We start from the raw sequence: 24,870 nt of genomic DNA on the forward strand, positions 1-24,870 counted from the left end.
AGCCGTTCACGAACGACTACCTTCGGCCAAAAGTAGCCCTGATGGAGGGCTATAACTCTCTGATGCTCAGAATAAACGGGGGATGACAGCGGGGTAGAAAAATAGGCTGTAAGTCGACGCTGCCTCATAACACCACCCACGATAGAGAAGCCATCGGGCCTTCTACTTCAGGCGAACGAAAGACCATTCAACGCCACAGGTGAGAATTGGCGGTATCTGCTTCTCCCTTAATAATACTGGCCTACGGCGAGCAAGCTTTCGAGACCTGTCTAATCGTAACCCCTATCCTCCGAATTTGACCGGTTGAGGAAGGAGCTCTCGGCTGAAGAGGGATTGCGACGGCGAAAAGTCCGTATTCCAGGCGAACGCAGTGGCGCTCGAACAATCTCGGTCGGTACCCAGGTGACGGTTAGCGGCGAGAGAGCCACTGCAATGGCGAACGCATTCAGTCCCCCTGTGCCGATAACATCAGAGCAGATAGCTCTTTTTTCGCCATTGAAGGTACATGCGGCAAGATTATCAAAGAGCATCCGAGTGCGAGCTTTATCCGACTGTTGTAAAGGTGGCCTGGACTGAGCCTGCAAGAGAGATTGGAAATCTGCTCCATCACTCGTTGCCCGCATCCTGGGTTCTGATGTCGGCAAGACGGATGGTGCTGGCGGTACTGCAGAAATACCGGTCATCGGCATGCCTCATATCACGCTTGGTGTCATGAATCTCGCCAGTGTTCCTGGCGTGACAGTTCCGTTCTTTGCTTCATCAGATCCCGCTGAACCAGTTGTAGCCCTGGTCTTCCCAATACCCGCCCGGGTTGTCGTTGCTGACGAAAATCTCGACAACATGCTTGGGGTTTTTGAAGCCCAGTTTGGTGGGGACCCGAACCCTCAGCGGATAGCCGTACTCGGGCGGCAGCGCCACGTCAGCGTAATCCAGTGCCAACAGCGTCTGCGGGTGCAAGGCAGTCGGCATGTCCAGACTGGAGTAGTAACGATCGGCACATTTGAAACCGACAAATTTCGCTGTGGTGTCGGCGCCGATGTGTTCCAGGAAGGTTTTCAGCGGTACACCTCCCCATTGCCCGATCGCGCTCCAGCCCTCAACACAGATCAGCCGAGTGATATCGCTGCGTTGCGGCAGCTTGCGCAAGCTTTCGAGTGTCCACGGCGCCTTGTCCCTGATCCGGCCGGAGACAGCGAGCGAGTAACTGGTCAGGTCTACTTCAGGGATATCGTCCTCACCATAGAAAGCGTTGAACGGAAACGGCTTGGTGATCTGCGCGCGGGCGAAGGTCGGCGCCAGTTTCCGTCCACTGAACAGCCACGCCTGGACCCGGTCGTTCCAACGCGACATGGCCCAAAGCACTTTGTCGACCTGATCGCCGTCCTGCAGGTTGCAACCGGTCAGCATCGACATCGCGCCCACCGTCAGGCCGGCCCGAAGAAAATGCCGGCGCTGAATGTTTTCCAGTTCAAGCTGTTGCGCAGGTTCAATCCTGACGCGCTGACGCGTTGTTTTTGTGGATTCAGTCATGACCCGTTTTTCCCGTTGTCAGGCGTGCGCACTCCACCCGTGATCATTGGCAACAGGGTTTTCGGTACCAGAATCACCAAGACCAGATGAATCACCACAAACGCTGCAATCATCGTCATGGCCGCGAAATGTACGTAACGAGCAACGTCATAGCCGCCCAGTAACGCGACCAGCTCTTGAAGTTGAACCGGTTTCCAGATCGCTACACCCGAGATCACGATCAGTACACCTGCCGCCAGCACGATCCAGTACATCAGGCGCTGTACTGCGTTATAGACACCCTTTTCATGCACCAGCCGAAAGCGCAAGGCATCGGTCAGATCATGCTTCAATGCGGCAATGCCGATGGGCAGCAGCTCACGTTTGAAATGACGACTGGCCAACCCGTACAGCACATAGATTGCGCCGTTGATCAGCAGCAGCCACATGAACGCAAAATGCCAGGCAAGTGCCCCGCCCAGCCAACCGCCCACGGTCAATGACACCGGAAACCTGAAACTGAACAGTGGCGAGGCGTTGTAGATAGCCCAACCGCTCATGAACATGCAGACCATGCAGGCCGCATTGAGCCAATGGGTGAGGCGAACCGGCCAGGGATGCAGTTTCTTCTGTCTCACGTGGTTCCCCTTGCAAGCCTTCCGTGTAGCGGAGCGTTGCCACACGGCAACGCTCAAGCTTTCTCAGATGATTACATCGGTGGCTGGAAGCCATCCTTGCCGACTGCAATGCCGCGTGCGGTGCCATCTGCAGCGGGGAACAGGACGATTTTCGTTCCTTTGACCAGCTCATCGGCGTTGCCTGGCTCGACGTAGGCGATAGGCACGTCATCCGGCACGACGATTTGTTTCTCACCGCCCTGGTAGTTGACGGTCAACGTGCGGCCGTCGGTTTTGGACAGTTTGCCCACGGTGCCGTTGGTCATGGTGCCAGTGCTGCCGTCTGCGTTCTGCCAACCGTAATGACCTTCGCCGCTGCCCTTGAGGCTGGCATCGAATACCGTGACCTCCAGCGCCTTCAGTGTTCCATTGGCCTGCGGGATGGCCGCCGAGCCGATGAAACTGTCGGACTTGATTGAGTCGAGACTGGCTTTCGATACCCGGTTGATACCGGTCTTGTCAGTCAGTCCGATCGTCTGCTGGGCGCCAGAGCGGACAGTGAAGGTCAGCGTGTTGTTGCTGACGCTTTCCACCGTACCGCGCAGTGGTTTGATGACCGGCATGTCAGCGGCGGTGGCAATGACGGCAGCGCTGAGCATCACCAAACCGAACGTAGTAGACAGGGCGTTTTTGAGTTGCATGGCGACGATTCCTCATGGGTTGATGTGTCGCCATCCTCGACCGCAGACCGGGACGTCACGATGACCGCCGAATGACATTTTTGTCATTCGCCAACCCTGACCATGAATGACAGAAATGTAACCGACTGCGCCCGTTCATCCCGCTACACTGCACAGCCGAGATACCGATGTCGCGGACTGAATCCCGTCATGAAGAAACCCGAGCGCGCCTGACGATGCATATCCTGCTGATCGAAGATGACACCAAAACAGGTGAGTACCTGAAAAAGGGGCTCGGCGAGTCCGGTTACAACGTCGACTGGACCCAGCACGGCGCCGACGGTCTGCACATGGCCTTGCATACGACCTATGACCTGATCGTGCTGGACGTCATGTTGCCCGGGATTGACGGCTTTCAGATCATCGAGCTGTTGCGCGCCAGACAAGATGTCCCCGTGCTGTTCCTCACCGCGCGCGACCAGTTGCAAGACCGCATTCGCGGTCTGGAACTGGGCGCCGATGATTACCTGATCAAACCTTTTTCGTTTACCGAACTGCTGTTGCGCATCCGCACTATTCTGCGCCGCGGTGTCGTGCGCGAAGCCGACCATTTCCACCTTGCCGATCTCGAACTGGATCTGGTCCGGCGCCGCGTGACCCGCCAACAACAGGTGATCGTGCTGACCAACAAGGAGTTCGCCCTGCTGCATCTGTTTCTGCGTCGAGCCGGCGATGTGTTGTCCAGGACACAAATCGCTTCGGAAGTCTGGGACATGAATTTCGACAGCGATACCAACGTGGTGGACGTCGCTGTCAAGCGCCTGCGCAACAAGGTCGACCAGCCCTACCCGATCAAGCTGATCCATACCATTCGCGGTATCGGCTATGTCTGCGAGGTGAGGCCATGCGGTTCCGACGCCAACCCTCGCTGACGCTGCGATCGACCGTGGCGTTTGCCATGGTCGCGATGCTGGCCGTGGCCGGCGCGGGCTTCTATCTGTATCAGACGATGAAAGCCTCGGTATTGATCTACAGCGATCACGCGGTGATGGGCCGTCTGGAGCATTTTCGCAAGCTCCTGCATTACGAACTCGCCATCGAAAAGCTGCGCGACAGCCCGCAGATTTTCAAGAACATGCTCGACAGCGAAGACGACATCTTCATCATTGAAGAGCCGGGGCAACCACCGGTCATCCAGGTCAATCCACTCAACGTCACGTTGCCTGAACTGCCGGTGATCGGCCAGGACACAAAGCTGAGCGTCAGTGATCTGCGCAGCGGCGTGACCGACTCGGGAACAAGGCTGCGCGCCGCCTCCGTAGTCACGACGTCGGGTGGCCGTGTAGTCCGATTGACGGCCGCCCACCTTATGGGCAAGGAAATGGCGATGCTTGCAGCGTATCGCGAGCGCATCTACCTGGCCGTGGCCCTTGCGTTTCTGGCAACCGCGTTGCTGGGTTATCTGTTATTGCGTCGCGGGCTGCGTCCGCTGCGCAAAATGGCCGCCCATGCCGCAGCCATAACGCCTGAGCGTTTGCACAGCCGTATGGACAGCGCCGATACGCCGGTTGAATTGCAACAGCTGAGTGACGCCTATAACGCGATGCTTGATCGTCTTGCTCAGGGTTATCAGCGACTGACGCAATTTTCCGCCGACCTTGCCCATGAAATCCGCACGCCGGTCGGGTCGTTGATGGGACATTGTCAGGTTGCCCTTCGCCAACGCCGTAGCGAGGACGAATATCAGGCGCTGATCGCTTCGAACCTTGAAGAACTCGAACGGATCTCGCGCATCGTCGAAAGCATTCTGTTTCTGGCGCGCGCCGATGAAGCGCAAGCCGTAGTGGAGCGCCAGCAACTGTCGCTGCATGACGAATCACAGCGCATCGCTGAGTATTTTGAGGGCTTGGCTGAAGAGCGGCGAATGAGCTTCCAAATAACGGGCGATGGTATCGTGCTCGCTGACCCCTTGCTGCTGCGCAGAGCGTTGAGCAACCTGGTGGCGAACGCTGTTCGCTACGCTTACGAGGGCACCGAGATTCTGATACGGGTATTGGAAACCCACGGAGGTACCCGGATTGAAGTGGAGAACCAAGGGCCGGTGCTGGGCGACGAAACCCTGGGCAAACTCTTCGACCGCTTTTACCGTGGCGATGCGTCTCGGCACCAGAATTCCGACTCCTACGGGCTTGGCCTCGCCATTGTCGTGGCCATCATGCAACTGCATGGCGGCCACGTGGGTGTCGAACAGCCAAGGGCCGGGACTATTCGTTTTTCGCTGTCGTTCCCTTGAGCTGCTCGACCGCTGCAAACTGTTCTTCGCCCGCTGCGGGTACCCAATCTTTTAACGGCGTCAGGAAGTGCAGTTCAAAACGACGTGACAGGAACGCCCACTTTCCGTACCGACGTTCAAACCTGTCGTGGTAAAGACCGCTGACTTGCACCGGGCCTTTTTCAATGTCATGAAACAGGCAATCCGCAGCTACCGTGCCCACTGCGCTGTCACCCTCGATTTCAATCAGCGGGTTGGCCATCCAGTGGTGCATATGGGGCATCTGGCGCCAGCTGTTTTGCGCCATCGCCAGGATTTCGTCACGGTTTCCAGCCTGGCCAAAACCCGGTAGATCCAGTGTCGACTCTTCGTGCCAGATTGAGCTAAGAAGCGAGGCGTCGATGCGGTCGAAAGCATTGGCGTAGGCGCTGATCAGCGACTCGATGGCGGCGCGACTTTCCAGGGCGTCCAGTCGGGCTGTCAGTTGTTCATTGTTCATGATGAGGTTTCCTGCAGGGGCTGCGCATAAGCGAGGAAGGCAGCCCTGCGCGAGGGCTGCGCTACGGTTGAGCACGTGGTCAGATCTGCGACAGGCCGCCGTCGACCATCAACTCCACACCGTTGACATATTTCGCATCGGCAGACGCAAGAAACAGCGCCGACGAGGCGATTTCCTCAGGCTCGGCCATGTACCCCAATGGCGTGATCTGCTCGACGTGCTGACGCAGCGCGGCGACGTCGCTTTCGCTCATCTTCAAGCCGTTATCCATCAGCGGTGTGCGGGTGAAGCCAGGGCTCAGGACATTCGCTCTGATCTTGCGACCTTTGAGTTCGTTGGCCCACGTCCTGGCAAAGGAACGTACCGCGGCTTTGGACGCGTTGTAGAGGCTCAGTCCTTCCATGCCATTGCTGGAACAGATAGAGGCCGTCAGTACGATCGAAGCGCCATTTTTCAACAATGGCATCAACGTCTGTACAGTAAAAAAGACTCCCTTTACGTTGATGTCGAACATGTTGAAATAGGCGGCCTCGGTGGTCTCGCCCAGCGGGTTCTTTTCACAAATACCCGCATTGGCAAACACTGAGTCCAGTTGATCGTCGTGCGCCTCAATCGTCGCCTTGAGCTCGTCCAGATCAACCTGGCGCGCGACATCGGAAATGACCGCGACCGCCCTGTCGCCAAGCTTGGCCACCGCCGCCTCCAGCGTGGCTGCAGAACGCCCGGTGATGTAAACGCGCCTGGCGCCCTCGGCAATCAAACCCTGTGCAATCGCAAATCCGATCCCGGTGGACGCGCCGGTGACGACTGCGACCTGATCAGCGAATTTACCCGACATAACTGACTCCTCGATTTCGGTTGTGTGGCTCGACTGGAACCACAGTGCGGCCATTGTGCGAGGAGGCAGGGGCGTAGCGGCACTGCCATAAATGAACATTGGCCGTTCATTTATGTGAGGCGTCAGCCAGGGTTTGATCGTTTAGATTGAAGTCAGCTGATTCAAAGCATGACCCGCAATCGAAAATATTCTGGAGCCGAAGGGTTTCAGAAAGGAGACCTTATGCCTGAGAAAATAGTAGCCCTTCCGGAACAGCGGCGCTGGCTGATGTTCGCCATCCTGTTGGTCGGTGCATTCTTGCCGCCGCTGGATTTCTTCATCGTGAACGTAGCGCTGCCTTCGATTCAGCAATCGCTAGGCACGGCCTCCTCTGCCGAACAGTTGATCATCTCTTCTTACGCGGCGCTGTATGCCGTGACACTGATCACCGGCGGACGGCTTGGTGACATCTTTGGCCGCATGAGAATGTTCTTCGTTGGCCTGATTGGCTTTGCCGTCGCCTCACTGATCTGCGGTGTCGCCGAGTCACCCTGGGTGTTGATCGCCGGACGCTCGCTGCAAGGCGTGACGGCCGCTGTAATGGCGCCGCAGGCACTCGCTTCAGTGCAGGCGATATTCCCTGAGTCGGAAAAACCCTTGGCGTTGAGCCTGTACGGTGCGGTGTTTGGCTTGGCGTCGGTAGTCGGCCAGGCACTTGGCGGGATTCTGATCTCGCTCAACCTGATGAACCTGGGCTGGCGGACGATATTTCTGGTGAATCTACCGATTGCGTTGCTGGTCATTCTGATCGCCATCCCCGTGGTCAAGGAAACCCGCGCACCCCAGACCAGCAAGCTGGATCTGGGTGGAACGCTGTTGTCGATGGTGACGCTTGCGGCGCTGATCGTTCCACTGATCGAGGGACGTGAAGCGGGCTGGCCGTGGTGGGCCTGGCTGTCGCTGGCGGCGGTGCCACTGCTGGCCTGGCTGTTCTGGCGCTACGAAGCCCGCTTGTATCAAGCGCAAGGCGCGCCGTTGCTGAACCCTGCTGCACTGCGTGCGCCCGGGCTGGGCCGGGCATTGCTGGTGGCGCTGACTTTTTACGCGATCGGCGTGTTCTTCCTGCTGTTTTCCATCTATTTACAGGGAGCGCTGCATACGAGCCCGCTCAGTGCAGGTCTGGTCTTTCTGCCATTCGGCGCTGGTTTCTTGCTGGGGCCGCTCGCCACCCATCTGTTTCGGCGTTTGCTGGGGTCTTATGTGAATCCCTTCGGAATGGCACTCGAAGTGCTGGGGTTCGTACTGTTGGCCTGGCTCGTGGCGCACACACCGACGGCCGTCACGCCCTCTGCGCTGTCCCTTGCCGTGATTCTCTTTCTGATCGGCTTCGGACAAGGACTGGCCCTTCCGACATTGATGCGCATGATCACTGGACGCGTGGCACCGGCGTATTCCGGCATGATTGCGGGCATCACCAGTTCCACCCTGCAAATCAGCACAGCACTGAGCGTAGCGATCATCGGTGGCATTTTTTACACGCTTCTGGGCAAGGACACGGACGCGGCGGCCATCACCCACGCCTTCACCGTCGCCATACTGTGCATCGCTGCGTGTCTGGTGGTAGGCGCAGGACTGAGCCTGAGCCTGGCGCGCCAACCTGCTGCAGAGCTGCAAACGGCGGCCATGCACCCGGCAGAGTGAATCAACCGCCTGCCTGAGTGCCAATCATGACGGAGGCCAGGTCGGCAAGCGCGCGCAGGCTGTCCATCTGGCGCATGTCCTGGTGGTAGCCCATCCAAATGTCGCGGCCTGGTGGCGGTTCATCTGAATCGATCAGACGCAGCGCCGTCAACTGGTCGCCCAAAGCGCGGGGCAATACCGCGACGCCCTGCCCCTGCACACACATTTGCGCCTGGACTGTGCGGCTGCTACTGGTAAACACGGTACGCGCCAGAGGGTAACGCTGCTGCAGCCACTGCACATCGGGATAATGAGATTGGGCAACACTCATGGTGATCAGACCCAGCCCGGCGCCCTGTGGCTCAGGGTCAGCAGATCCAACGGCTGCGTATAACCCGTAAGTCAGGGAGATCAGCTTGCGGTGCACGATATCGGGTTCGGTGAACGGAACGATTCGAAATGCGATGTCGGCGTCGCGGCGAGCCAGATCAAACAATCGATGCCCGGCAATGACCTCGGGCACGATCAATGGATAACGACGGCGCAGTTCACTCAGCACCGGGGCCAGGACATAACAGGCGAACCAGTCAGCGCAGGAAATGCGCAGCACACCTTCAGGCTGTGCGCTGTCCCCCGCGAGGCGCCTTTCGATGGCCAACGCACTTTGCTCCATTTCCTGCGCGAGGCTGAGGAGCTTCTCGCCGCTGTCGGTCAACACGAGACCTTGGTTGGTACGCAGGAAAACGGGTTGGCCACTGAACTGTTCCAGCACCTGCAAGCGCCGCCCCACGGTCGGATGGCTGACCCCCAACAGCTTGGCGGCAGCCCCCAATGACCCGCTGCGGGCAATCGCGAGAAAGACCCGCACATCACTCCAGTCCATGCTCTGCCCCCTTACAAAAATGAACAGTGAGAGTGCAGCAATGGCAGTGCCGTAGCAATCCCGTGCCCGACATACTTGTCTGCATTCACCGTCGTCGAATACCAACCGGAGACTGCAAATGAAGATTGGTTTTATCGGAGTGGGAAGCATGGGCAGAGCGATCATTCCACTGCTCGTCCGCGCTGGCCATCACGTCTCGGCATGGAACCGCAGTCACGCGGCGATCAAGGATCTCGAAGGCATCAGCGTTATCGAAACGCCGGCCTCGGCGTTCCAGCAAGAGGTAGTCATCACTCTTCTGGCCGATGACGCCGCCGTCAGGCAAGTGCTGCTCTCCAGCGCTGTTCTGGAAACTGCAGACGAAGCTTGCGTGCATGTCGTGATGTCGACCTTGTCGCCTTCGCTGATGTTGGAGTTGCAGCGAGAACATGAAGCCGTCGGCATGCCATTGATCGCGGCGCCGGTTTTCGGCGTGCCCGCCGTGGCGGCCAAGGGCGAGTTGAATATCCTGGCGGCCGGATCGCAGGCCGCTGTCTCGACCGTCCAACCGCTGCTCGACCTGCTCGGGAAAAAAACCTGGTATCTGGGCGATCAACCTGAACAGGCCTGTATCGCGAAAATCGCCGGCAACATGATGATCACCCAAGCCATCCAGTCTCTGGGCGAAGCCAGCGGACTCGTTCAACGCCACGGACTGAGCCCTTCGATTTTCATCAAGCTCATGACCCAGACCCTGTTCGCCTGCCCCAGTTATCAACGTTATGGGCAGAACATCGTCAGCAGTAATTTTGAACCGGGATTCAAACTGTCGCTTGGCCTCAAGGATATGAATCTGGCGATCGATGCGGGTCGTCTCAAAGGGCTGGAGTTGCCAGCGGCGGATGCCGTGCGATTGAAAATGACGTCGGCGGTAGCCAGGGGAGATGGCGACAAGGACTGGTCGGTTTTTGCTCAGCAGACGAATCATTGAGAAGCTCTTTCGAACACCTGTCACGAGGTCATTCATGGAAAACTCCGACATCGCGCGTCAACTCTCAACATTCAGGAAAACCATCGACAATATCGACGCCGCGCTCATCCATCTGCTCGCGGAACGGTTTCGCTGTACCGATGAGGTCGGATTGCTCAAAGCCCGATATCAGTTGCCTGCGGTAGACGAGGCCAGAGAGCAGCAGCAAAACCAGCGTCTGGCAGCACTTGCTCAGGAGGCTGAGCTGGATACGGCCATCGTGCAGAGGCTGATGCAGTTGGTCATTGGCGAAGTGGTCGAGCGCCACAGGCAGATCGCCGCCAGGCATGCCCCGACACCCGCCAATAACCTTACCCCTCGGGCCTGACCCCGGCGCCACTTATCGAAGCAATCAGACAAACGAGCAGAACCGCATGAAATGGCCAACGATCGAGCAAATTCGAAGCTTTACCGATTTACCCTCTGGCTACAGTTGGGATTACCTGAAACGTGAGGAGATCAATGTCGCGACAGATTTTTTCCGGACATGGTTTCCCTCCATTTCGGTGGGGTTGGCAAGCCCGTTTCTGGACCAGCAGTTCTACGCAGACAACGTGGTGCTCGAAGACGATCCGGAGCGAGGGATATTCGCTACCGTCGTCCGCCAGAACGATGAGATTGTCGCTATCGCCACGTGGGAAAAAATTGACGGTGCTGACGTTATTTTCGGGCGGGTGGGCGCGGTAGCCAAACCGCACAGACAAGCCAGACTGGCCGTTGCGGCCCAGGACCTGGGAGAAAAAATCGGCACGTTCATGGGCGCGGGGCTGATCTATGGCATGGCAACAACCCGCACGCCGTATATGCAACAAGCACTGGAGCAAGCCGGTTACAAAGCGGTAGGAATAATGCCAGGTCTCGACCGGGAAGAAACAGCACCTGGAGTCGTGCGCAGGATTTACGAAGTCATCTATGTAAAACGGCTCGCACCACACGCCGACTTTCTCATTCCTGCCGGTCATAACCTTACCCCTACAGTCGCGCGACTTTACGCAGATATATTTCAAGGTGATGACGACACGAACTGACGAGCCAGCCTAGTAGCGAACCAACCATCGAAATGCTTCTGATCAGTAACGCTCCCGGCTCGCGCCTTTTGCATCGATCGAGGTAGCCACATTAGGTAATGAGTTCAAAAAGACTCAGCAGCGGCTAAAAGCACCTGTGGGGTTGATTAATAGATGAGAAGTGAACTGAGTGGACGCGGCTCTGGCCCCTGAGTTAGCTTTCGTAACCGTTCTAACTTTGGGGCTCCGCAATCATGACTGATCGTCAGATCATTGTTCCAGATGGCATGAGATTGATCTGCGAGCGTGCTGGTTATGCACCAGCAGTAAAGGTAGGAAAAACTCTCTACTGCGCGGGTCAGGTAGGCAGGACGCCGGAATTATCCGTTATCGAAGACCCTGAGCAGCAGTTCTTGGCTGCATGGGACAATCTCCGGGTCGTCTTGGAGGCAGGTGGCTGTAAATTTGAAGATGTCGTAGAAATGACAACTTACCACGTCAACATGCACCGTCACATGCCAATTTTCAGACGCGTAAAGGATAAAGTCTTTCCGAGAAGCACTTGCACGTGGACCTGCATTGGTGTCAGTGAGTTGGCTCGACCTGGCCTTCTCGTGGAGATCAAATGCGTCGCCGTAGAGCGATAAAAAGCGCTGCTGTCCAGATAGCCAACGCGTACTCGCTCAGCCAAGCGGCTCAAAGAACGTCTCCGCCCGTTGTGGCACCGGCTTTTTATGTCTGAACATCTGCTGCCAAGCGAGCTGCGCCTGGACCTTGGCCACCGAATCCAGCACTTTCTGCGCCCAGCGATCATCCTCGGGATGCACCACGACCACCCGGAAGCCATGATCCTTGCCTTCAAGCTGGACGCCCTCCGAATCATCGACATGCAAGTCAATATCGAACGCTGGCGGATATTTTGAAGGCGCATTCGACATCCCGTGCGCCGTCAGGGCACGGTTGTGCAGCACGCTGTTGACCACGCCGTCGACGCGGATGCCGTACAGCGCCAACCAGCGCCTGATATAGGACGGCGTGCGCCCGGATGAGGTGTAGACCCAGATGCTGCAGTCCTGGCGGCGCAGCTCGCGGATCAGCGATCGCGTGCCCATGCGCAACGGCTCACCCAGCCAACGATGAATACAGGCGGGAAGTCGGCTTTTCTCGACTGCGCAGTGGTGGAGCTGGCAAGCGAGCGTGTCATCGATATCGAACGAAATCCGTATACGCTGACGTTCGAACAACTGCGGCAGAGCGCAGCGGATGACCTGCCCTGCCCGGCTGGCGAAGGTTCTGCATTTGGCCAATGCTGGAGCCCCGCTCATCAATGGCCACCCTGGGAGACAGGCAGAGGCTTGTCTTTGAGAAAGAACTTCATTGGTTCGGGCGCCTGTTCTTCTAAAAATGCTGCGTATTTTTTCTTGATCTTGGGCAATTCGTACAACGCCTTGACGCCATGCTTGGCGGAGTTGCGGATGACCGAGGACGGGTTGAAATAGCCCTCGGCGTTTTCAAGCGTCAGCACGAACGGCGGCAGTCCTGCGCGCATGAGCAGGTAGCTGACAATGAGCGAGCCACTGCGGTTATTGCCTTCGATAAACAGCTGCGGCTTGCTCAGAATGCGCACATAGACCCCCGCTGCACGCTTCCAGACCGATTCACTGCGATACGCGCAATACCAGTTGTACAAGTCCTTGATGCCGCCCTCAACATTGTTGAAGAAGTGCGCCTCAGTGGCTGCCAGATGCTGGGCGTATTCGAGCCGGCGCGCCGGATCCCGGCCACACAGCACCGTGGCATTGATCTCCAGCATCAGGTTCAGTTGCTGCAGATCGAACAGGTCGACGCCGCGGGCAACATATTCGTCAACCAACGCATAACCTTCAAGCACATTGTTCAGGACTTCGTCAGTGAACGGGTCTCGGGGCTCGGTGAAGTGCCGGCTGAGCTCGGCGAAACGGCTCTGCACGTTACGCAGTGCGCGTTCAATCGCAGGCAAATCAAGACGGTGCTTGGCAGGCATTGGAGCTCCTTGGAAACGCTTGGTGAATGTCCGCCGGTGCCCGCCAAATCCATTTGGCTTGTGCAGGTAGGCGGCCGTGACCGGTGCTGTGACTTAGCTGAACTTGCCGCTGATGTAATCGCCGGTCATCTGTTCCCGCGGATTGTCGAAGATCTGCGCCGTCGGGCCCATCTCGACCAGATAGCCCGTGCGCGTGCCCTGGGAAATATCCACCGAGAAAAACGCCGTGGTGTCAGCGACACGGATGGCTTGCTGCATGTTGTGAGTGACCAGTGCGATGGTGTAGTCCTTCTTCAACTCGACCATCAATTCTTCGACGCGTCGGGTAGCGATCGGGTCGAGTGCCGAACAAGGCTCATCCAGCAGCAGGACTTCCGGCTCGGTGGCGATTGCCCGGGCAATACACAGGCGTTGCTGCTGGCCACCGGAGAGCGACAGGCCGCTGACCTTGAGCTTGTCCTTGACTTCATCCCACAGCGCGGCGCCTTGCAGCGCATGCTTGACGCGATCGCCAATATCGCCCTTGTAGCGATTGAGGCGCAGACCAAACGCAACGTTGTCGAAGATGCTCATCGAAAACGGGTTTGGCTGTTGAAACACCATGCCGATGTAGCGGCGCACGACCACCGGGTCGACACCCTTGCCGTAGACGTCCTGCCCGAGGAAATGCACATGGCCCTCGAAACGAAACCCCTTCACCAGGTCGTTCATCCGGTTGAGGCTACGCAGCACGGTGCTCTTGCCGCAGCCTGAGGGCCCGATGAATCCAGTGATCTTGTTTTTCTCGATCGGCACGTGACTGTCACGTACCGCCATGAAATTCCCGTAGAAAATCTTGTCCAGTTTGCAGTCCATGACTACAGGCGCCTGGGTGACAAACGGAGCGCCTATTTGCGCAGTGGATACGTTCAAAATCAGTTGCTCCCGTTCTTAATACTTGGGCTTGCCGAAAATACGGCTGATGATGTTCACGAACAGCACGATCATCACCAGCACCAACGAGGCCGCCCATGCGAGCTCGAGCTGGTTATCGAAAGGCATGCCGGAGAAGTTGTAGATCAGCACCGCCAGCGAGGCAGTCGGGTTCATGACGTCGAGATTGCCTTGGTGGTAGATCCAGTAATTGCTGAACAGCGCGGTAAACAACAGCGGTGCCGTCTCGCCTGCGGCACGCGCCACGGCGAGCATCACGCCAGTCAGGATCGCCGGCATGCCGGTCGGCAAGATGATTTTCCAGATCACCTGCGAGCGAGTGCAGCCCATGCCATAAGCGGCATCCTTCATGATCTTGGGCACCATCCGCATCGATTCTTCCGCGGTCAGCACGACGATCGGCAGCATCAGGACCGCCAGTGCCACGCCACCCGCCGGTGCTGAATAGGTGCCGGTTGTCATCACCACCAGGGCATAGGCAAACACCCCCGCCAGGATCGACGGCAGGCCCGTGAGCATCTTCGCGGCGAAACGCGCGGCGTTGCCCAGTTTGCTGTCCGGCCCCAGCTCAGCCAGGAAGATCGCCGCCATGATCCCGACCGGCACCGCGATCGCTGCCGCGATACCGACCATTACAAAGGTACCTGCCATCGCGTTGCCAAAACCGCCGCCCATCTCGAAGCCAGTCGGTGGCAGTTCGGTGAAGACTCCCAGGTTCAGGCGCGCGCCACCACGAGTGATCAGCATGTAGAGCACGGAAATCAGCGGCACGCTGGCCAGCAGAGCACCTGCCCAGACCAGGGTGGTCAGGATCAGGCTGCGCAGCGCGCGGCCTTCGAACTTGCGTTGCAAGCTGGGCATCGCGCCTGTCGGCGCAGTCAGGTCGGTTGCTGCGGTCAGGTCAGTCATCACTTGTTACCCCGTTGGGCGTACATCATGATCATCGAACCGATGATGTTCACGATCAGCGTAATCAGCATCAGCACCAGCGCGGCGTACATCAACACCTCGATCTCGTTCGGGCCGGCTTCAGGGAAGTTCAGCGCCAGCAAAGCGGCAAGCGTGTTGGCGGGGGCAAACAGCGAGAGGGAAATGTTGTTGGCGTTGCCGACGAGCATGGCCAGCGCCATCGTCTCACCCAGCGCGCGCCCCAGGCCCAGCACCAGAGAACCGAATATGCCGGTGGCCGCCGAAGGCACCATCACTTTGAGAATCGCTTCCCAATGGGTAGTGCCCATGCCGTACGCGGCCTGCTTGGTTTTCATCGGCACAGCCGTTAGCGCGTCCTGCGACACGGCGGCAATGGTCGGCAGAATCATGATGGCGAGCACCAGCGCTGCGGGCAGCAGACCCGGACCGCTCAGGGATGTGCCGAAAAAGGGAATCCAGCCCAGTTCGCTGTTCAACCAGGTCGTCAGCGGCCGAATCGCTGGGATCACCACGTAGATCCCCCACAGGCCATAGACCACGCTGGGAATGGCTGCCAGCAGTTCGACGATGGTCCGAAACAGCGCAGCGAGCTTGGTCGGCAGGAAATCCTGGGTCAGGAAAATCGCCATGCTCACGCCGAAGAAACCGGCGATCAGCAGCGCGATGAAGGCGCTGTAAAGCGTGCCCCAGATGGCCGGCAGGATGCCGTATTTGCCTTGGTTGACGTCCCACACGCTGCCCAGCAGCACATCGAAGCCGTGCTTCTCCATACCGGGAAGTGCCTTGCGTCCGACTTCGAACACCAGCGCAAATACCAGCGCAAGAATCAGCACCACGCCGATTCGCGCCAGCGCGCGAAAGGTGCGATCCACCAGGAAGTCCTTCGTCGAGGGTGGCTGGCAGGCAGAGTCGGGATTAACCGGTACGACAAAAGGTTTGTTCATGGGCTAAGTCCGGAACAGGGGGGAAACTCTCCCGGCGTGGCGCAGACGCACACGCCGAGAGAGACCTCACGGCGTTACTGAATGTTGGCGGACGCTTTGCGAACCTGTTCGACGACCGATTGCGGCAACGGGATGTAGCCCATCGAATCGGCAATCTTCTGCCCCTCGGTCAGGCTGTATTCGACCATTTCACGCATAGCCTTGGCCTTGGCCGGGTTGCCATTGTCCTTGCGGAAAATCATCCAGGTATAAGAGGTGATCGGATAGGACTTGGCACCGTCCGGATCAGGCAGCCAGGCCACCAGGTTTTCCGGCATTTTCACCGCCGCCAGGGCCTCGGCACCGCTTTCGGCGTTTGGCACTACGTAATTGCCAGCCTTGTTCTGCAACTGGGCAAAGTCGACCTTGGCGAGCTTGGCGAAGCCATATTCGATGTAACCAATCGCGCCTGGGGTCTGGCGCACGGTAGCCGTTACGCCATCGTTTTTTGGCGATTTGATGAACTTGTCACTGGCCGGCCAGTTGACAGTGTTGCCCTCACCCAGCGCCTGCTTGAACTCGGCGTTGACGGTTGCCAGGTGCTTGGTGAATACCGCAGTCGTACCGCTGGAATCTGCACGCACGACAACCGTGATCGGCGTATCGGACAGTTTCAGGTCCGGGTTGGCAGCGACGATCTGCGGATCGTTCCAGCGCGTGATCTTGCCCAGGAAAATGTTGGAATACACCTCGCGTGGCAGCTTCAGACCCTTGGGATTGCCCGGCAGGTTGTAGGCCAGCACGATTTCCCCGGCAGTCATCGGCAGCAACTGCACGCCTTCGGCGACCTTGGCGATATCTTCGTCTTTCATTGCCGAGTCACTGGCAGCGAAATCTACGGTTTTGTTCAAGAAATCCTGTACGCCCGCGCCGCTGCCCTTGGATTGGTAATCCACAGTGACGCCATCGGATTTCTTGCTGAAATCCTTGAACCAGGTCAGGTAGATCGGTGCCGGGAAACTAGCTCCTGACCCCGTCAGGCGAACATTTTCTGCTGCAAAGGAGGCCGAGGTGGCACAAAGAGATACCGCAATGGCGAGTGCAGCAGACTTCATCGAACGTTTCATTAAATGACACCTAGTGATTACGGGCTCCCGAACTCTGCAGCAGTTTTGTGACGTTTTCATGAAAGCGAGGTGGCAAACGGTACCCTCCTGCCCTCACCGCAGCGGCGCACATGGATGTAATGGGTTCGTAACAAAATGTGCCTAACACTTTGCCATCCTCAGCCGCGAGCCCCTGCCATGTTCCCCACAGACGACACGCTAATACAGCGCATCCACCGTGAGCTGCTTGATCACAGTGACGAAGAGCTGGAACTTGAATTATCCGAAGACGGCCATGACCTCAACGCATTGTTCGATGAGCATGTGCAAGAGGATCCCGAGAAGGATGCGCGAAGGACTTACTTCAGCGAACTGTTCCGCCTGCAAGGCGAACTGGTAAAGCTGCAGAGCTGGGTGGTCAAGACGGGCCACAAAGTCGTGATCCTGTTCGAAGGACGGGACGCCGCTGGTAAAGGCGGTGTCATCAAACGCATCACCCAACGCCTGAATCCCAGGGTCTGCAGGGTCGCCGCCCTACCCGCCCCCAACGACCGCGAACGCACTCAGTGGTACTTCCAGCGCTACGTCTCGCACCTGCCGGCGGCGGGTGAAATCGTGTTGTTCGATCGTAGCTGGTACAACCGCGCGGGTGTGGAACAAGTGATGGGGTTCTGCAATGAATACCAGTACGAGGAATTCTTTCGTACGGTACCGGAATTCGAACGCATGCTCGCCCGCTCCGGCATCCAGCTGATCAAATACTGGTTCTCCATTTCCGACCAGGAACAGCACCTGCGTTTTCTCAGCCGTATTCATGACCCGCTCAAGCAGTGGAAACTCAGCCCCATGGATCTGGAGTCCCGCAGGCGTTGGGAAGCCTATACCAAGGCCAAGGAAATCATGCTTGAACGCACGCACATCGCCGAAGCACCGTGGTGGGTGGTACAAGCTGACGATAAAAAGAAAGCCCGACTCAACTGCATCCATCACCTGCTCGGGCAGATGCCGTACGAAGAGGTGGAGATGCCGGTAATCGAACTGCCGCAACGCGTCAGGCAGGAAGACTATTCGCGCATTCCCACACCCCCGGAACTCATCGTGCCTCAGGTCTATTAGGCCTGGCCCAAACGAGCACTTGGAACGACAAAGCCCCGGTTATTCGGGGCTTTGTCGTTTCCTGGATCGGAAAAGCGAATCTTCCCGTGCCGCCGGTGTCCCTACTCCCTGATCGCGAGCAGTCGCTCGTCAGGCTCACGTTGCAAAAACGCTACTTTCCCTCAACCTTAATGGCCCTCAACCGGAAATGGCGTTAGCATTTAAACCATTCGGCTGAACAAGCCTGTTTATTCAGATCAGGGTCGCATTGTGGAAAAGCTAAAACGCCTTCAAAGCGGGATCGAAGGACTCGACGCGCTGCTTCAGGGAGGCCTTGTCGCGGGTGCTTCGTACATCATTCAAGGGCGCCCGGGTTCCGGCAAGACCATCCTTGCCAATCAGCTCGGGTTTCATCATGCCCGCAACGGCGGTCGTGTTCTGGTCGCCACGTTGCTGGCCGAATCCCACGACCGGCTGTTTCAGTTCCTGTCGACCATGAGCTTCTTTGACGCCTCGCGTGTTGGCGCCGAAATACAGTTTGTCAGCGCATTCGACACGCTGGAAAACGAAGGCCTCGATGAGGTAGTGAAGCTGCTTCGCCGCGAAATCACCCGGCAGAAAGCGACCGTCATGGTCGTTGACGGCCTGCTCAATGCACGGTCCAAAGCCGATTCGCCGATCGACACGAAAAAATTCATCTCCGAACTGCAAGGCCATGCGGCGTTTGCCGGATGCACCGTGCTGTTTCTCACCAGCTCGCGCCTTGACGACGGCAGCCCCGAGCACACCATGGTCGACGGCGTCATCGAAATGGGCGAAGAGCTGTTCGGTACCCGCTCGGTGCGCCGCATTCATTTGCGCAAGACCCGCGGCAGCGGCGCGTTGACCGGTGTCCACGAATGTGAAATCACCGATAACGGCCTGGTGATCTACCCTCGCCTGGAAACGCTGTACAAACGCCCGTCCGCCCCGGACAGCGCGGACATGACGCGCATCCCAAGCGGCATTGCCTCGCTGGACGACATCCTCGGAGGCGGCTTGCACAGCTCCAGCGTGACGCTGGTCATGGGTCCTTCGGGGATCGGCAAGACCACCCTGGGTCTGAAGTTCATCGCGCAGTCGACGCCGGAAGCGCCGGGCCTGCATTTCGGTTTCTATGAAAGCCCGCAGCGGCTGCGCCTCAAAGGCCGTTCGCTGGGCATCGATATTGAACAAATGGAACACAGCGGTGCGCTGAGCATTGCCTGGCAGCCGACCACCGAAGGCTTGCTGGACGGCCTCGGCGCACGCCTGCTGAGCCTGGTCGATGAAAAAGGCATCAAGCGCCTGTTTATCGATAGCCTCAGCGGCATGACGCGGGTTTCTACCACCCCGGAACGCATCACCGACTTTTTCAGTGCATTGATGAACGAGCTGCGATCCAGAGGCGTCACGGTGTTCGCCTCCTGGGAAATGCGCGATTTGTTCGGTTCCGAAGTCAGCGCACCGACCTCTGACCTGTCCAGTATTGTCGACAACCTGATGCTCATGCGGTTCTTTGAAAATCACGCTGAACTTCACAGGACGCTTTCCATTCTCAAGATACGTGATAGCTCCTACAACCCGTCGCGGTTCGAGGTGGTTATCCGTGATCAAGATGTGTTCCTGGAAAAGGCTTTGAAAAATGAACCTTCAGTCACAGCTGAGTCATTGCCTGGTTCAATTTCGTAAGTCTGCAAGCGGGTTGAAATAACATGACCACCATCCTGGTAGTCGACGACGAGTATCTGATTGCCGACATTCTTGGCTTTGCGCTTGAGGATGAGGGCTTCATGACTGTGACCGCGAGCAATGGCAAGAAGGCTCTCGAAGTGCTGGAAAGAGAACGTCCAGCCCTGGTCATCACGGACTTCATGATGCCGGTCATGGACGGCCTCGAATTCGCCGAAGCCGTGCGTGCCCAGCCCTCCGTCAAACACCTGCCGATCATCCTGATGAGTGGCGCCCAGGCGCACATCGGCATGCAGCGCTCGGACCTGTTCGATGTGGTGGTGCCCAAGCCGTTCGACATTGCGGTGATTGTGGCTGAGGTGAAGAAGTTGTTGGGCTCATAGATACTCGACGACGAAGGCAATTTCGGCATTGGCATCGCCCGCTCTCATTTGCGCATTGGAAGGTTCAATGCGCACGAAACGAGCTTGCAAGGAAACGGATGCATTACCGCCGCTCGATGTTGGCGCTTTCATTATGTAATTCTGGTTCAGTTTGAGTATCTTTCTGTCACTGAAGCGCATTTGCAACGCCAGCCCTTTGGCAGTCGAGTTACTGTTGAGGTTTACCACGCCGGTATCAGCACTCCATGCAGGGCTGCCCGCAGTGGGCGAAAAGGAGTACCTGAAGTTATTGATTCCAGGAGGACAGTTTTTCATATCAAGAAAGAAGTATTTCTCCTTGGCATAGTCACCGTTCTGCAAAAAATCGCTCATGGTGTAGCTACCCATATCCACTTTCACATCAGGTGTTTCACAAGACTGCGAGACGATTCGTGTGCCGCTGGTATTCATTGCCAAAGGCTCGATTTCAGCAGCGACAAATGTCCCCAGTTGGCCTGAAGGTATCGTCGCACTGCCGGAAATAGTGCCCGTCTTTACAAAACGCAAGATGTGCTCAGAACCATTCCAACCCCAACCGCCAGCAGTGTCGGTAGTTCCTGGAAAGCCCTTCCACGCTTTCCCCGATGGCGGTCGGACCCATTGCCAGCCGATTCCGGTATTCCCGATAGGAAAAATCTCCACGCCCGGCTGAGTAATGCCGACATTATTGCGTACACCTTCATTGTGCACTGCGGAGCACCTGAAAGAACTGGGAATGGGACCCAGCGTCACGATAGGGCTTTCATAAATAACCGTGCCATTCGGCGCGTCACGTGGTACCGAGAGAGTGGCCGGCAGGATAACCTGCATATTGCCCATGGAATTGTCCGGATAAAATTCGCAGATCGCCGCCATTGCGTTTGACGACAACATATACAAGAGCCCGACAATTAATACACGGCATAACTTCATAACACTCTCTCTGACTCTACCTAGCGTGCAAACAACTGAATGGCTGACGTAGCCACACCTATTTAATTGGCAGGAATATCACCACGACCGGAACGAGAAGATAATAAAAAAAGAACACTTGAGCAAAAATTTATTTATTCAATAACAAGACAATTCTCATAGATTAATAACCACCCTGCCAACCCTGAAAAGTCTACAAACAGAAACGCTGTTTAGTATCACACTTTCGCAGCGCAAATAACTAAAGCCCAATTTAAGACTCGTCTTAAAGGCACAGTGACACTCGGCCATTACACTGACTGTTCTTGATAGGAGAACCGATTCCGTGAGAGCCCTAGATACCCTCAATAGCCCGAAACCCCAGAGCAACGCCGCCCTCTACTGCCTGACGATCCTGGCACTGGCGCTGATCGCCATGACCGTCGTCGCCGGTTATGAGCTCAACAATTTGTTTCCACTGAAGGCCGTGGTGCAACAGCAGGAGATCCAGCTCACGCAGCGCACCGATACCATCCAGTCAATGAGCGTGGAACTCAAGCGTCTGGCGGAACAGAAGCAGGCTCTGGAAACCGATTTGCTTACCGCGAAGGAACAAGCGAAGGCCGCCGAGGCGGCAAAGACCGAACTCGAAAACACTCAACGCGCAGCCCAAACCAGCGCTGCGTTAGAGGACGAAGACTCACTCTGCGCGATCATCGAGCAAAATATCCGACTCGTAGCAGACCAGCTCAGTCGCGACGACTTCTTTCGTCTGCGGGATGAGCGCGAAGCTGAAGCCGAAGCAGTGCTTGAAAGCTATGAAAAACAACTCGCCACCTGCATTGAACAGCTGACAGCACAAACCGCATCGCCAGCTCAAAATGATGAACCGGATGCGCAAGACCTCACTTCACCGATCAAGCACTGATTAAAAAGCCCTGGCAACCAGGGCTTTACCCTCACAGTCAGAGCTTGAATTCCTTGGTCAATTTGTTCAGCGACGCCGCTAACTGCGAGAGCTCCGCCGATGCAACAGCCGTCTGTTTCGATCCTTCTGCGGTTTCACAGGACAGGTCACGAATGCTGATCAGGCTGCGGTCGACTTCACGCGCAACCTGAGCCTGCTCTTCGGCAGCGGTCGCCATCAGCAGGTTTCGTTCGTTGATGAGATTCAGCGAGCCAGTGATATCGGTCAGCACTTCTCCGGCGATATTGGCCATTTCGAGCGTTCTCTCAGCCTGAGCGCGGGTGTGGCTCATGGACGTAACTGCGCGGCTGGTGCCCGACTGAATGGAGCTGACCATGGACTCGATGTCCTCGGTCGATTTCTGAGTACGCTGCGCCAGGCCTCTCACCTCATCAGCAACCACGGCAAAACCGCGGCCCGCTTCCCCCGCCCGCGCCGCTTCGATGGCCGCGTTCAAGGCGAGCAGGTTGGTTTGTTCGGCAACCTCTCGGATAACGTCCAGCACGCTGCTGATATCACTCGCCATGGTGGAAAGCGCCTGGACTTCAGCAGAAGTGCTATGCACGCTGGACACCATCAGATTGATGGCGGCTACCGTGTCGCTGACCTGGCTTCGACCGGCAATGGCTGCCGCACTTGATTCCGAGGTCAACTGCGAGGTCGATGCGGCGTTGTCCGCCACCTGCTCCACCGCTGCGCTCATTTCAGTCACGGCGGTGGCAGCCATTTCGATTTCATGGCTCTGACGCTGAGTGATACGCGAGATATCTTCCGTAACGCCGTGCATGACCTCCGAGGTTTCAGCCAGTTGGGTGGACGAATCGCGGATCATGATCAGCGCATCGCGCAGACTGGCCTGCATCGCCGCCAGCGACGACAGCATCTGCGCCGCCTCATCGGATCCATCGAGCGCAATGGTTTCGCTCAGATCGTTGGCGGCGATGCATTCCGCCACCCTCAGCGAGCCTGCAATCGGCACCGTCAGGCTGCGGGTATACAACACGGCCAGGGCCAACGAAGCACCGATGGCAATGATGATGAACACACTGACGATCAACAGCGTGTGTTCGTAGACATTGTCGGCCTGCTTGCCCGCCTCATAGGCTTGGATCTCGTTCAGCGCGATCAGCTTCTTGAGCGCGACCTGTACACCGTCCGAGGCAACACGCATCTGATTCTTGGACAGCGCGATGGCCGCCTCGAGCTGCCCGCTCGCCACTGTTTCAAGGTACTGGTCCTGCGCAAGATCATTGACCTTTTGCGCTTTGGCAAACTCCTCGAACGCCTCGCGCCCAGCGTCGGTGGCCAGCAGATCAATGAGCGCTCGCTGATGTTTCTTGATCAGCTGACGGGACTGCTGAATGTCCATCAGCGCCTGGGCCTTGCGCTCGGGGGTTTCGATGGGATTGCGCAAGCGGGCGTTATTGCCCTTGATTTCGATGAACTCACGATCCAGCTGGCCGAGCAGTTTGATGCTCGGCACGATCGTGGTCTCAACGTACGTTTCGGCCTTGTTGAGCAAGTCGACTTGCTGCAGGGCGATCAGTCCGATCGCGATAATCATGAGACAGAACAAGCCGAAACACAGCGCCGAACGCGGCGCGAGATTGAGTTTACGAAGCAGCATGATGCCTTACCTTAGAGTGTATTCAAGACAATGGGGCAAACGAGTGGGCAGCGCAGCAGGCGCTGGGCAATAGCGCCTCAGCGCGAACATGGATCATCGCGGGAAGGTGCAGCAGCTAGCGGTTCGCGCACGAAGAGAGCGTGGAGTCGGGCGAGGCCGGCTCCGCAAGTTCCTTGAGCGCCGGATCGGCCAGCATCAGAAAATCCGCCAGGCGCGGCAGGTTGATTTTCGAGACCAGGCGCATCCAGCGTTGCGGATGCGGGTTGAAGAAGGTCTTCGACCACTGATGATCATCACTGGGGTTGAAAATCAGCAGATGACGAATCAGCGGGTTTTCCCCGAAAAAATCCAGCGGATCCATTGCCATCTCGCTGAGCAGCTCAGCATTGACGACGACCAGGCTCAACCGTTGGGGGCAGTAATACGTCAGTATTCTCAGGTCGCGATAAGTACACACGTTCAACACGCTGAGACAGCCCAGCTTGTTGAACTGCTGTTCGATCGACTGGCCTCTGCGCACGTCGCTGTCGGCGATCAGGATCCGCAAGGATCGACTTCGGTTATTTTCAAGAAACATCGGACACCTTTGGCAGCTCCATTCTTCCTTTCAAGAAAATAACCAAGGGCCAATCTGTCTGATATGAGACTTGTCTCAAAAATGGCGAGGGGGATCGCTTAACGTAACCCACACCTTGATGACAGCCCACGCTAACGTTGGCGCGGCCTGGTTCAAGTGGTGTTGAAGGAGGGATTCTGTGACGCGGGAGAGCGGCGGCGAGCCTGAAGCGCGGGACGGTTCTGCACGAACCAGACAATTCTCATTAGTGACGCCCCTTTTTGTCAGTAACCTTGAAACAAGGGGCGCAGATTCATTCTTTCCAAGCCATCAAGGCAGCGTCATCGTCACGACGTAATTACCGGTCGTTATCTGGTGGCCCTTGTTGTCTGTCAGTAGCAGACGCTGGTCGTAGTATTTTTCCTGTTCATGGGTATCGGCAATCATTTTCACGAACACTTGCTGGCGCGGCTCACCCCGCCCTGCCGCACTGACGTTTTTCACCGTGAAGATCTGCCCGGTGCTTGCCTGCGGGCAGTCAAGCAGCTCGACAGAAAAATGGCTGCTGCCACTCGCCATGCAACTCGTCTCGACAATCTGTCCGCTGAAGCGAATCACCCCGCTGACGGGTGCAGACTGGGCCGCGGTGACGGTGTCGACACCGAGCAGGCAAAGACAGGCAATCAATAAAGGACGTCGAATGATCATCGCGAA

General features: G+C 57.3%; 27 protein-coding genes. 11 read left to right on the forward strand and 16 right to left on the reverse strand.

Features of this window, described 5'->3' with window-relative positions; genetic code table 11:
* Window positions 1–759: 759 nt before the first annotated feature.
* From AEQ63_RS02850 to AEQ63_RS02860, 3 genes are all read right to left on the reverse strand, one after another.
* Window positions 760–1,530, reverse strand: coding sequence for a molybdopterin-dependent oxidoreductase (locus tag AEQ63_RS02850; protein WP_064361699.1), 771 nt, complete (start codon window positions 1,528–1,530; stop codon window positions 760–762).
* Window positions 1,527–2,147, reverse strand: a complete 621-nt coding sequence (locus tag AEQ63_RS02855; protein WP_064361700.1) for a cytochrome b/b6 domain-containing protein — start codon at window positions 2,145–2,147, stop codon at window positions 1,527–1,529. Before AEQ63_RS02855 ends, AEQ63_RS02850 begins: the two co-directional genes overlap by 4 nt.
* 71 nt (window positions 2,148–2,218) lie before the next feature.
* A complete protein-coding gene (locus AEQ63_RS02860) occupies window positions 2,219–2,827 on the reverse strand; it encodes a hypothetical protein (protein ID WP_064361701.1) in 609 nt (202 codons plus the stop codon).
* A 215-nt stretch (window positions 2,828–3,042) separates the two neighbouring features.
* Between AEQ63_RS02860 and AEQ63_RS02865 the strand changes: the two genes are divergently transcribed.
* Window positions 3,043–3,738 (forward strand): heavy metal response regulator transcription factor, encoded by a 696-nt coding sequence (locus AEQ63_RS02865; RefSeq protein ID WP_064362038.1) that lies wholly within the window; start codon window positions 3,043–3,045, stop codon window positions 3,736–3,738.
* Window positions 3,711–5,099 (forward strand): heavy metal sensor histidine kinase, encoded by a 1,389-nt coding sequence (locus AEQ63_RS02870; RefSeq protein ID WP_064361702.1) that lies wholly within the window; start codon window positions 3,711–3,713, stop codon window positions 5,097–5,099. Before AEQ63_RS02865 ends, AEQ63_RS02870 begins: the two co-directional genes overlap by 28 nt.
* Here AEQ63_RS02870 and AEQ63_RS02875 read toward each other — a convergent pair.
* Both AEQ63_RS02875 and AEQ63_RS02880 read right to left on the reverse strand, forming a co-directional pair.
* Entirely contained in the window at window positions 5,071–5,577 is a 507-nt protein-coding gene (locus AEQ63_RS02875) for a nuclear transport factor 2 family protein (protein WP_064361703.1), read from the reverse strand. The genes AEQ63_RS02870 and AEQ63_RS02875 overlap by 29 nt on opposite strands.
* 79 nt (window positions 5,578–5,656) lie before the next feature.
* The gene (locus tag AEQ63_RS02880; protein WP_064361704.1) at window positions 5,657–6,415 is read right to left on the reverse strand and encodes an SDR family oxidoreductase; all 759 of its coding nucleotides are present in this window, start codon (window positions 6,413–6,415) and stop codon (window positions 5,657–5,659) included.
* Window positions 6,416–6,637: 222 nt separating this feature from the next.
* Between AEQ63_RS02880 and AEQ63_RS02885 the strand changes: the two genes are divergently transcribed.
* A complete protein-coding gene (locus tag AEQ63_RS02885; protein WP_064361705.1) occupies window positions 6,638–8,095 on the forward strand; it encodes an MFS transporter in 1,458 nt (485 codons plus the stop codon).
* Window position 8,096: 1 nt separating this feature from the next.
* On the opposite strand, the gene AEQ63_RS02890 is transcribed toward AEQ63_RS02885, so the two are convergent.
* On the reverse strand, window positions 8,097–8,957 hold the full coding sequence (locus AEQ63_RS02890) for a LysR family transcriptional regulator (protein WP_042609812.1): 861 nt from the start codon (window positions 8,955–8,957) through the stop codon (window positions 8,097–8,099).
* Between the two features lie 118 nt (window positions 8,958–9,075).
* On the opposite strand from AEQ63_RS02890, the gene AEQ63_RS02895 reads away from it, so the two are divergent.
* The 4 genes from AEQ63_RS02895 to AEQ63_RS27040 all read left to right on the forward strand — a co-directional run bounded on the left by AEQ63_RS02895 (window position 9,076) and on the right by AEQ63_RS27040 (window position 11,620).
* Window positions 9,076–9,927 (forward strand): NAD(P)-dependent oxidoreductase, encoded by an 852-nt coding sequence (locus tag AEQ63_RS02895; protein WP_064361706.1) that lies wholly within the window; start codon window positions 9,076–9,078, stop codon window positions 9,925–9,927.
* A 34-nt stretch (window positions 9,928–9,961) separates the two neighbouring features.
* Window positions 9,962–10,294 carry a chorismate mutase gene (locus tag AEQ63_RS02900; protein ID WP_064361707.1) on the forward strand — a complete coding sequence of 111 codons (333 nt, stop codon included), beginning with the start codon at window positions 9,962–9,964 and terminating at the stop codon, window positions 10,292–10,294.
* Between the two features lie 46 nt (window positions 10,295–10,340).
* The gene (locus AEQ63_RS02905; RefSeq protein ID WP_064361708.1) at window positions 10,341–10,994 is read left to right on the forward strand and encodes a hypothetical protein; all 654 of its coding nucleotides are present in this window, start codon (window positions 10,341–10,343) and stop codon (window positions 10,992–10,994) included.
* A 233-nt stretch (window positions 10,995–11,227) separates the two neighbouring features.
* A complete protein-coding gene (locus AEQ63_RS27040; RefSeq protein ID WP_082367688.1) occupies window positions 11,228–11,620 on the forward strand; it encodes a RidA family protein in 393 nt (130 codons plus the stop codon).
* A gap of 36 nt (window positions 11,621–11,656) precedes the next feature.
* On the opposite strand, the gene AEQ63_RS02910 is transcribed toward AEQ63_RS27040, so the two are convergent.
* From AEQ63_RS02910 to pstS, 6 genes are all read right to left on the reverse strand, one after another.
* On the reverse strand, window positions 11,657–12,298 hold the full coding sequence (locus AEQ63_RS02910) for a hypothetical protein (RefSeq protein ID WP_064361709.1): 642 nt from the start codon (window positions 12,296–12,298) through the stop codon (window positions 11,657–11,659).
* The gene (locus AEQ63_RS02915; RefSeq protein WP_064361710.1) at window positions 12,298–12,996 is read right to left on the reverse strand and encodes a hypothetical protein; all 699 of its coding nucleotides are present in this window, start codon (window positions 12,994–12,996) and stop codon (window positions 12,298–12,300) included. The genes AEQ63_RS02910 and AEQ63_RS02915 overlap by 1 nt, the downstream gene beginning before the upstream one ends.
* Before the next feature lie 93 nt (window positions 12,997–13,089).
* On the reverse strand, window positions 13,090–13,851 hold the full coding sequence (gene pstB / locus AEQ63_RS02920) for a phosphate ABC transporter ATP-binding protein PstB (protein ID WP_016774591.1): 762 nt from the start codon (window positions 13,849–13,851) through the stop codon (window positions 13,090–13,092).
* 75 nt (window positions 13,852–13,926) lie between these two features.
* Window positions 13,927–14,838, reverse strand: coding sequence for a phosphate ABC transporter permease PstA (gene pstA, locus AEQ63_RS02925; protein WP_064361711.1), 912 nt, complete (start codon window positions 14,836–14,838; stop codon window positions 13,927–13,929).
* Complete coding sequence (pstC, locus tag AEQ63_RS02930; RefSeq protein WP_064361712.1) at window positions 14,838–15,803, reverse strand: phosphate ABC transporter permease subunit PstC; 966 nt, start codon at window positions 15,801–15,803, stop codon at window positions 14,838–14,840. Before pstC ends, pstA begins: the two co-directional genes overlap by 1 nt.
* Window positions 15,804–15,877: 74 nt before the next feature.
* Complete coding sequence (gene pstS, locus AEQ63_RS02935; protein ID WP_064361713.1) at window positions 15,878–16,909, reverse strand: phosphate ABC transporter substrate-binding protein PstS; 1,032 nt, start codon at window positions 16,907–16,909, stop codon at window positions 15,878–15,880.
* 177 nt (window positions 16,910–17,086) lie between these two features.
* Here pstS and ppk2 point away from each other — a divergent pair, with 177 nt between their 5' ends.
* The 3 genes from ppk2 to AEQ63_RS02950 all read left to right on the forward strand — a co-directional run bounded on the left by ppk2 (window position 17,087) and on the right by AEQ63_RS02950 (window position 20,076).
* A complete protein-coding gene (gene ppk2, locus AEQ63_RS02940) occupies window positions 17,087–18,004 on the forward strand; it encodes a polyphosphate kinase 2 (protein ID WP_042609805.1) in 918 nt (305 codons plus the stop codon).
* A gap of 249 nt (window positions 18,005–18,253) precedes the next feature.
* On the forward strand, window positions 18,254–19,693 hold the full coding sequence (locus AEQ63_RS02945) for an ATPase domain-containing protein (protein ID WP_064361714.1): 1,440 nt from the start codon (window positions 18,254–18,256) through the stop codon (window positions 19,691–19,693).
* A 23-nt stretch (window positions 19,694–19,716) separates the two neighbouring features.
* Window positions 19,717–20,076 (forward strand): response regulator, encoded by a 360-nt coding sequence (locus AEQ63_RS02950; protein ID WP_064361715.1) that lies wholly within the window; start codon window positions 19,717–19,719, stop codon window positions 20,074–20,076.
* Here the strand turns inward: AEQ63_RS02950 and AEQ63_RS02955 are convergent.
* Window positions 20,071–21,027 carry a fimbrial protein gene (locus tag AEQ63_RS02955; protein ID WP_064361716.1) on the reverse strand — a complete coding sequence of 319 codons (957 nt, stop codon included), beginning with the start codon at window positions 21,025–21,027 and terminating at the stop codon, window positions 20,071–20,073. The genes AEQ63_RS02950 and AEQ63_RS02955 overlap by 6 nt on opposite strands.
* Window positions 21,028–21,352: 325 nt before the next feature.
* Between AEQ63_RS02955 and AEQ63_RS02960 the strand changes: the two genes are divergently transcribed.
* On the forward strand, window positions 21,353–21,934 hold the full coding sequence (locus AEQ63_RS02960; RefSeq protein ID WP_064361717.1) for a hypothetical protein: 582 nt from the start codon (window positions 21,353–21,355) through the stop codon (window positions 21,932–21,934).
* A 37-nt stretch (window positions 21,935–21,971) separates the two neighbouring features.
* Here the strand turns inward: AEQ63_RS02960 and AEQ63_RS02965 are convergent, their stop codons facing one another.
* The 3 genes from AEQ63_RS02965 to AEQ63_RS02975 form a co-directional block, all read right to left on the reverse strand.
* Window positions 21,972–23,600 (reverse strand): methyl-accepting chemotaxis protein, encoded by a 1,629-nt coding sequence (locus AEQ63_RS02965; protein ID WP_064361718.1) that lies wholly within the window; start codon window positions 23,598–23,600, stop codon window positions 21,972–21,974.
* Between the two features lie 115 nt (window positions 23,601–23,715).
* Window positions 23,716–24,147, reverse strand: coding sequence for a hypothetical protein (locus AEQ63_RS02970; protein WP_052512493.1), 432 nt, complete (start codon window positions 24,145–24,147; stop codon window positions 23,716–23,718).
* 339 nt (window positions 24,148–24,486) lie between these two features.
* A complete protein-coding gene (locus tag AEQ63_RS02975; RefSeq protein ID WP_064361719.1) occupies window positions 24,487–24,864 on the reverse strand; it encodes a type 1 fimbrial protein in 378 nt (125 codons plus the stop codon).
* Window positions 24,865–24,870: the final 6 nt, after the last annotated feature.

Source organism: Pseudomonas sp. RIT-PI-o (assembly GCF_001297215.1).
Taxonomy (GTDB): Bacteria; Pseudomonadota; Gammaproteobacteria; order Pseudomonadales; family Pseudomonadaceae; genus Aquipseudomonas; species Aquipseudomonas moraviensis_A.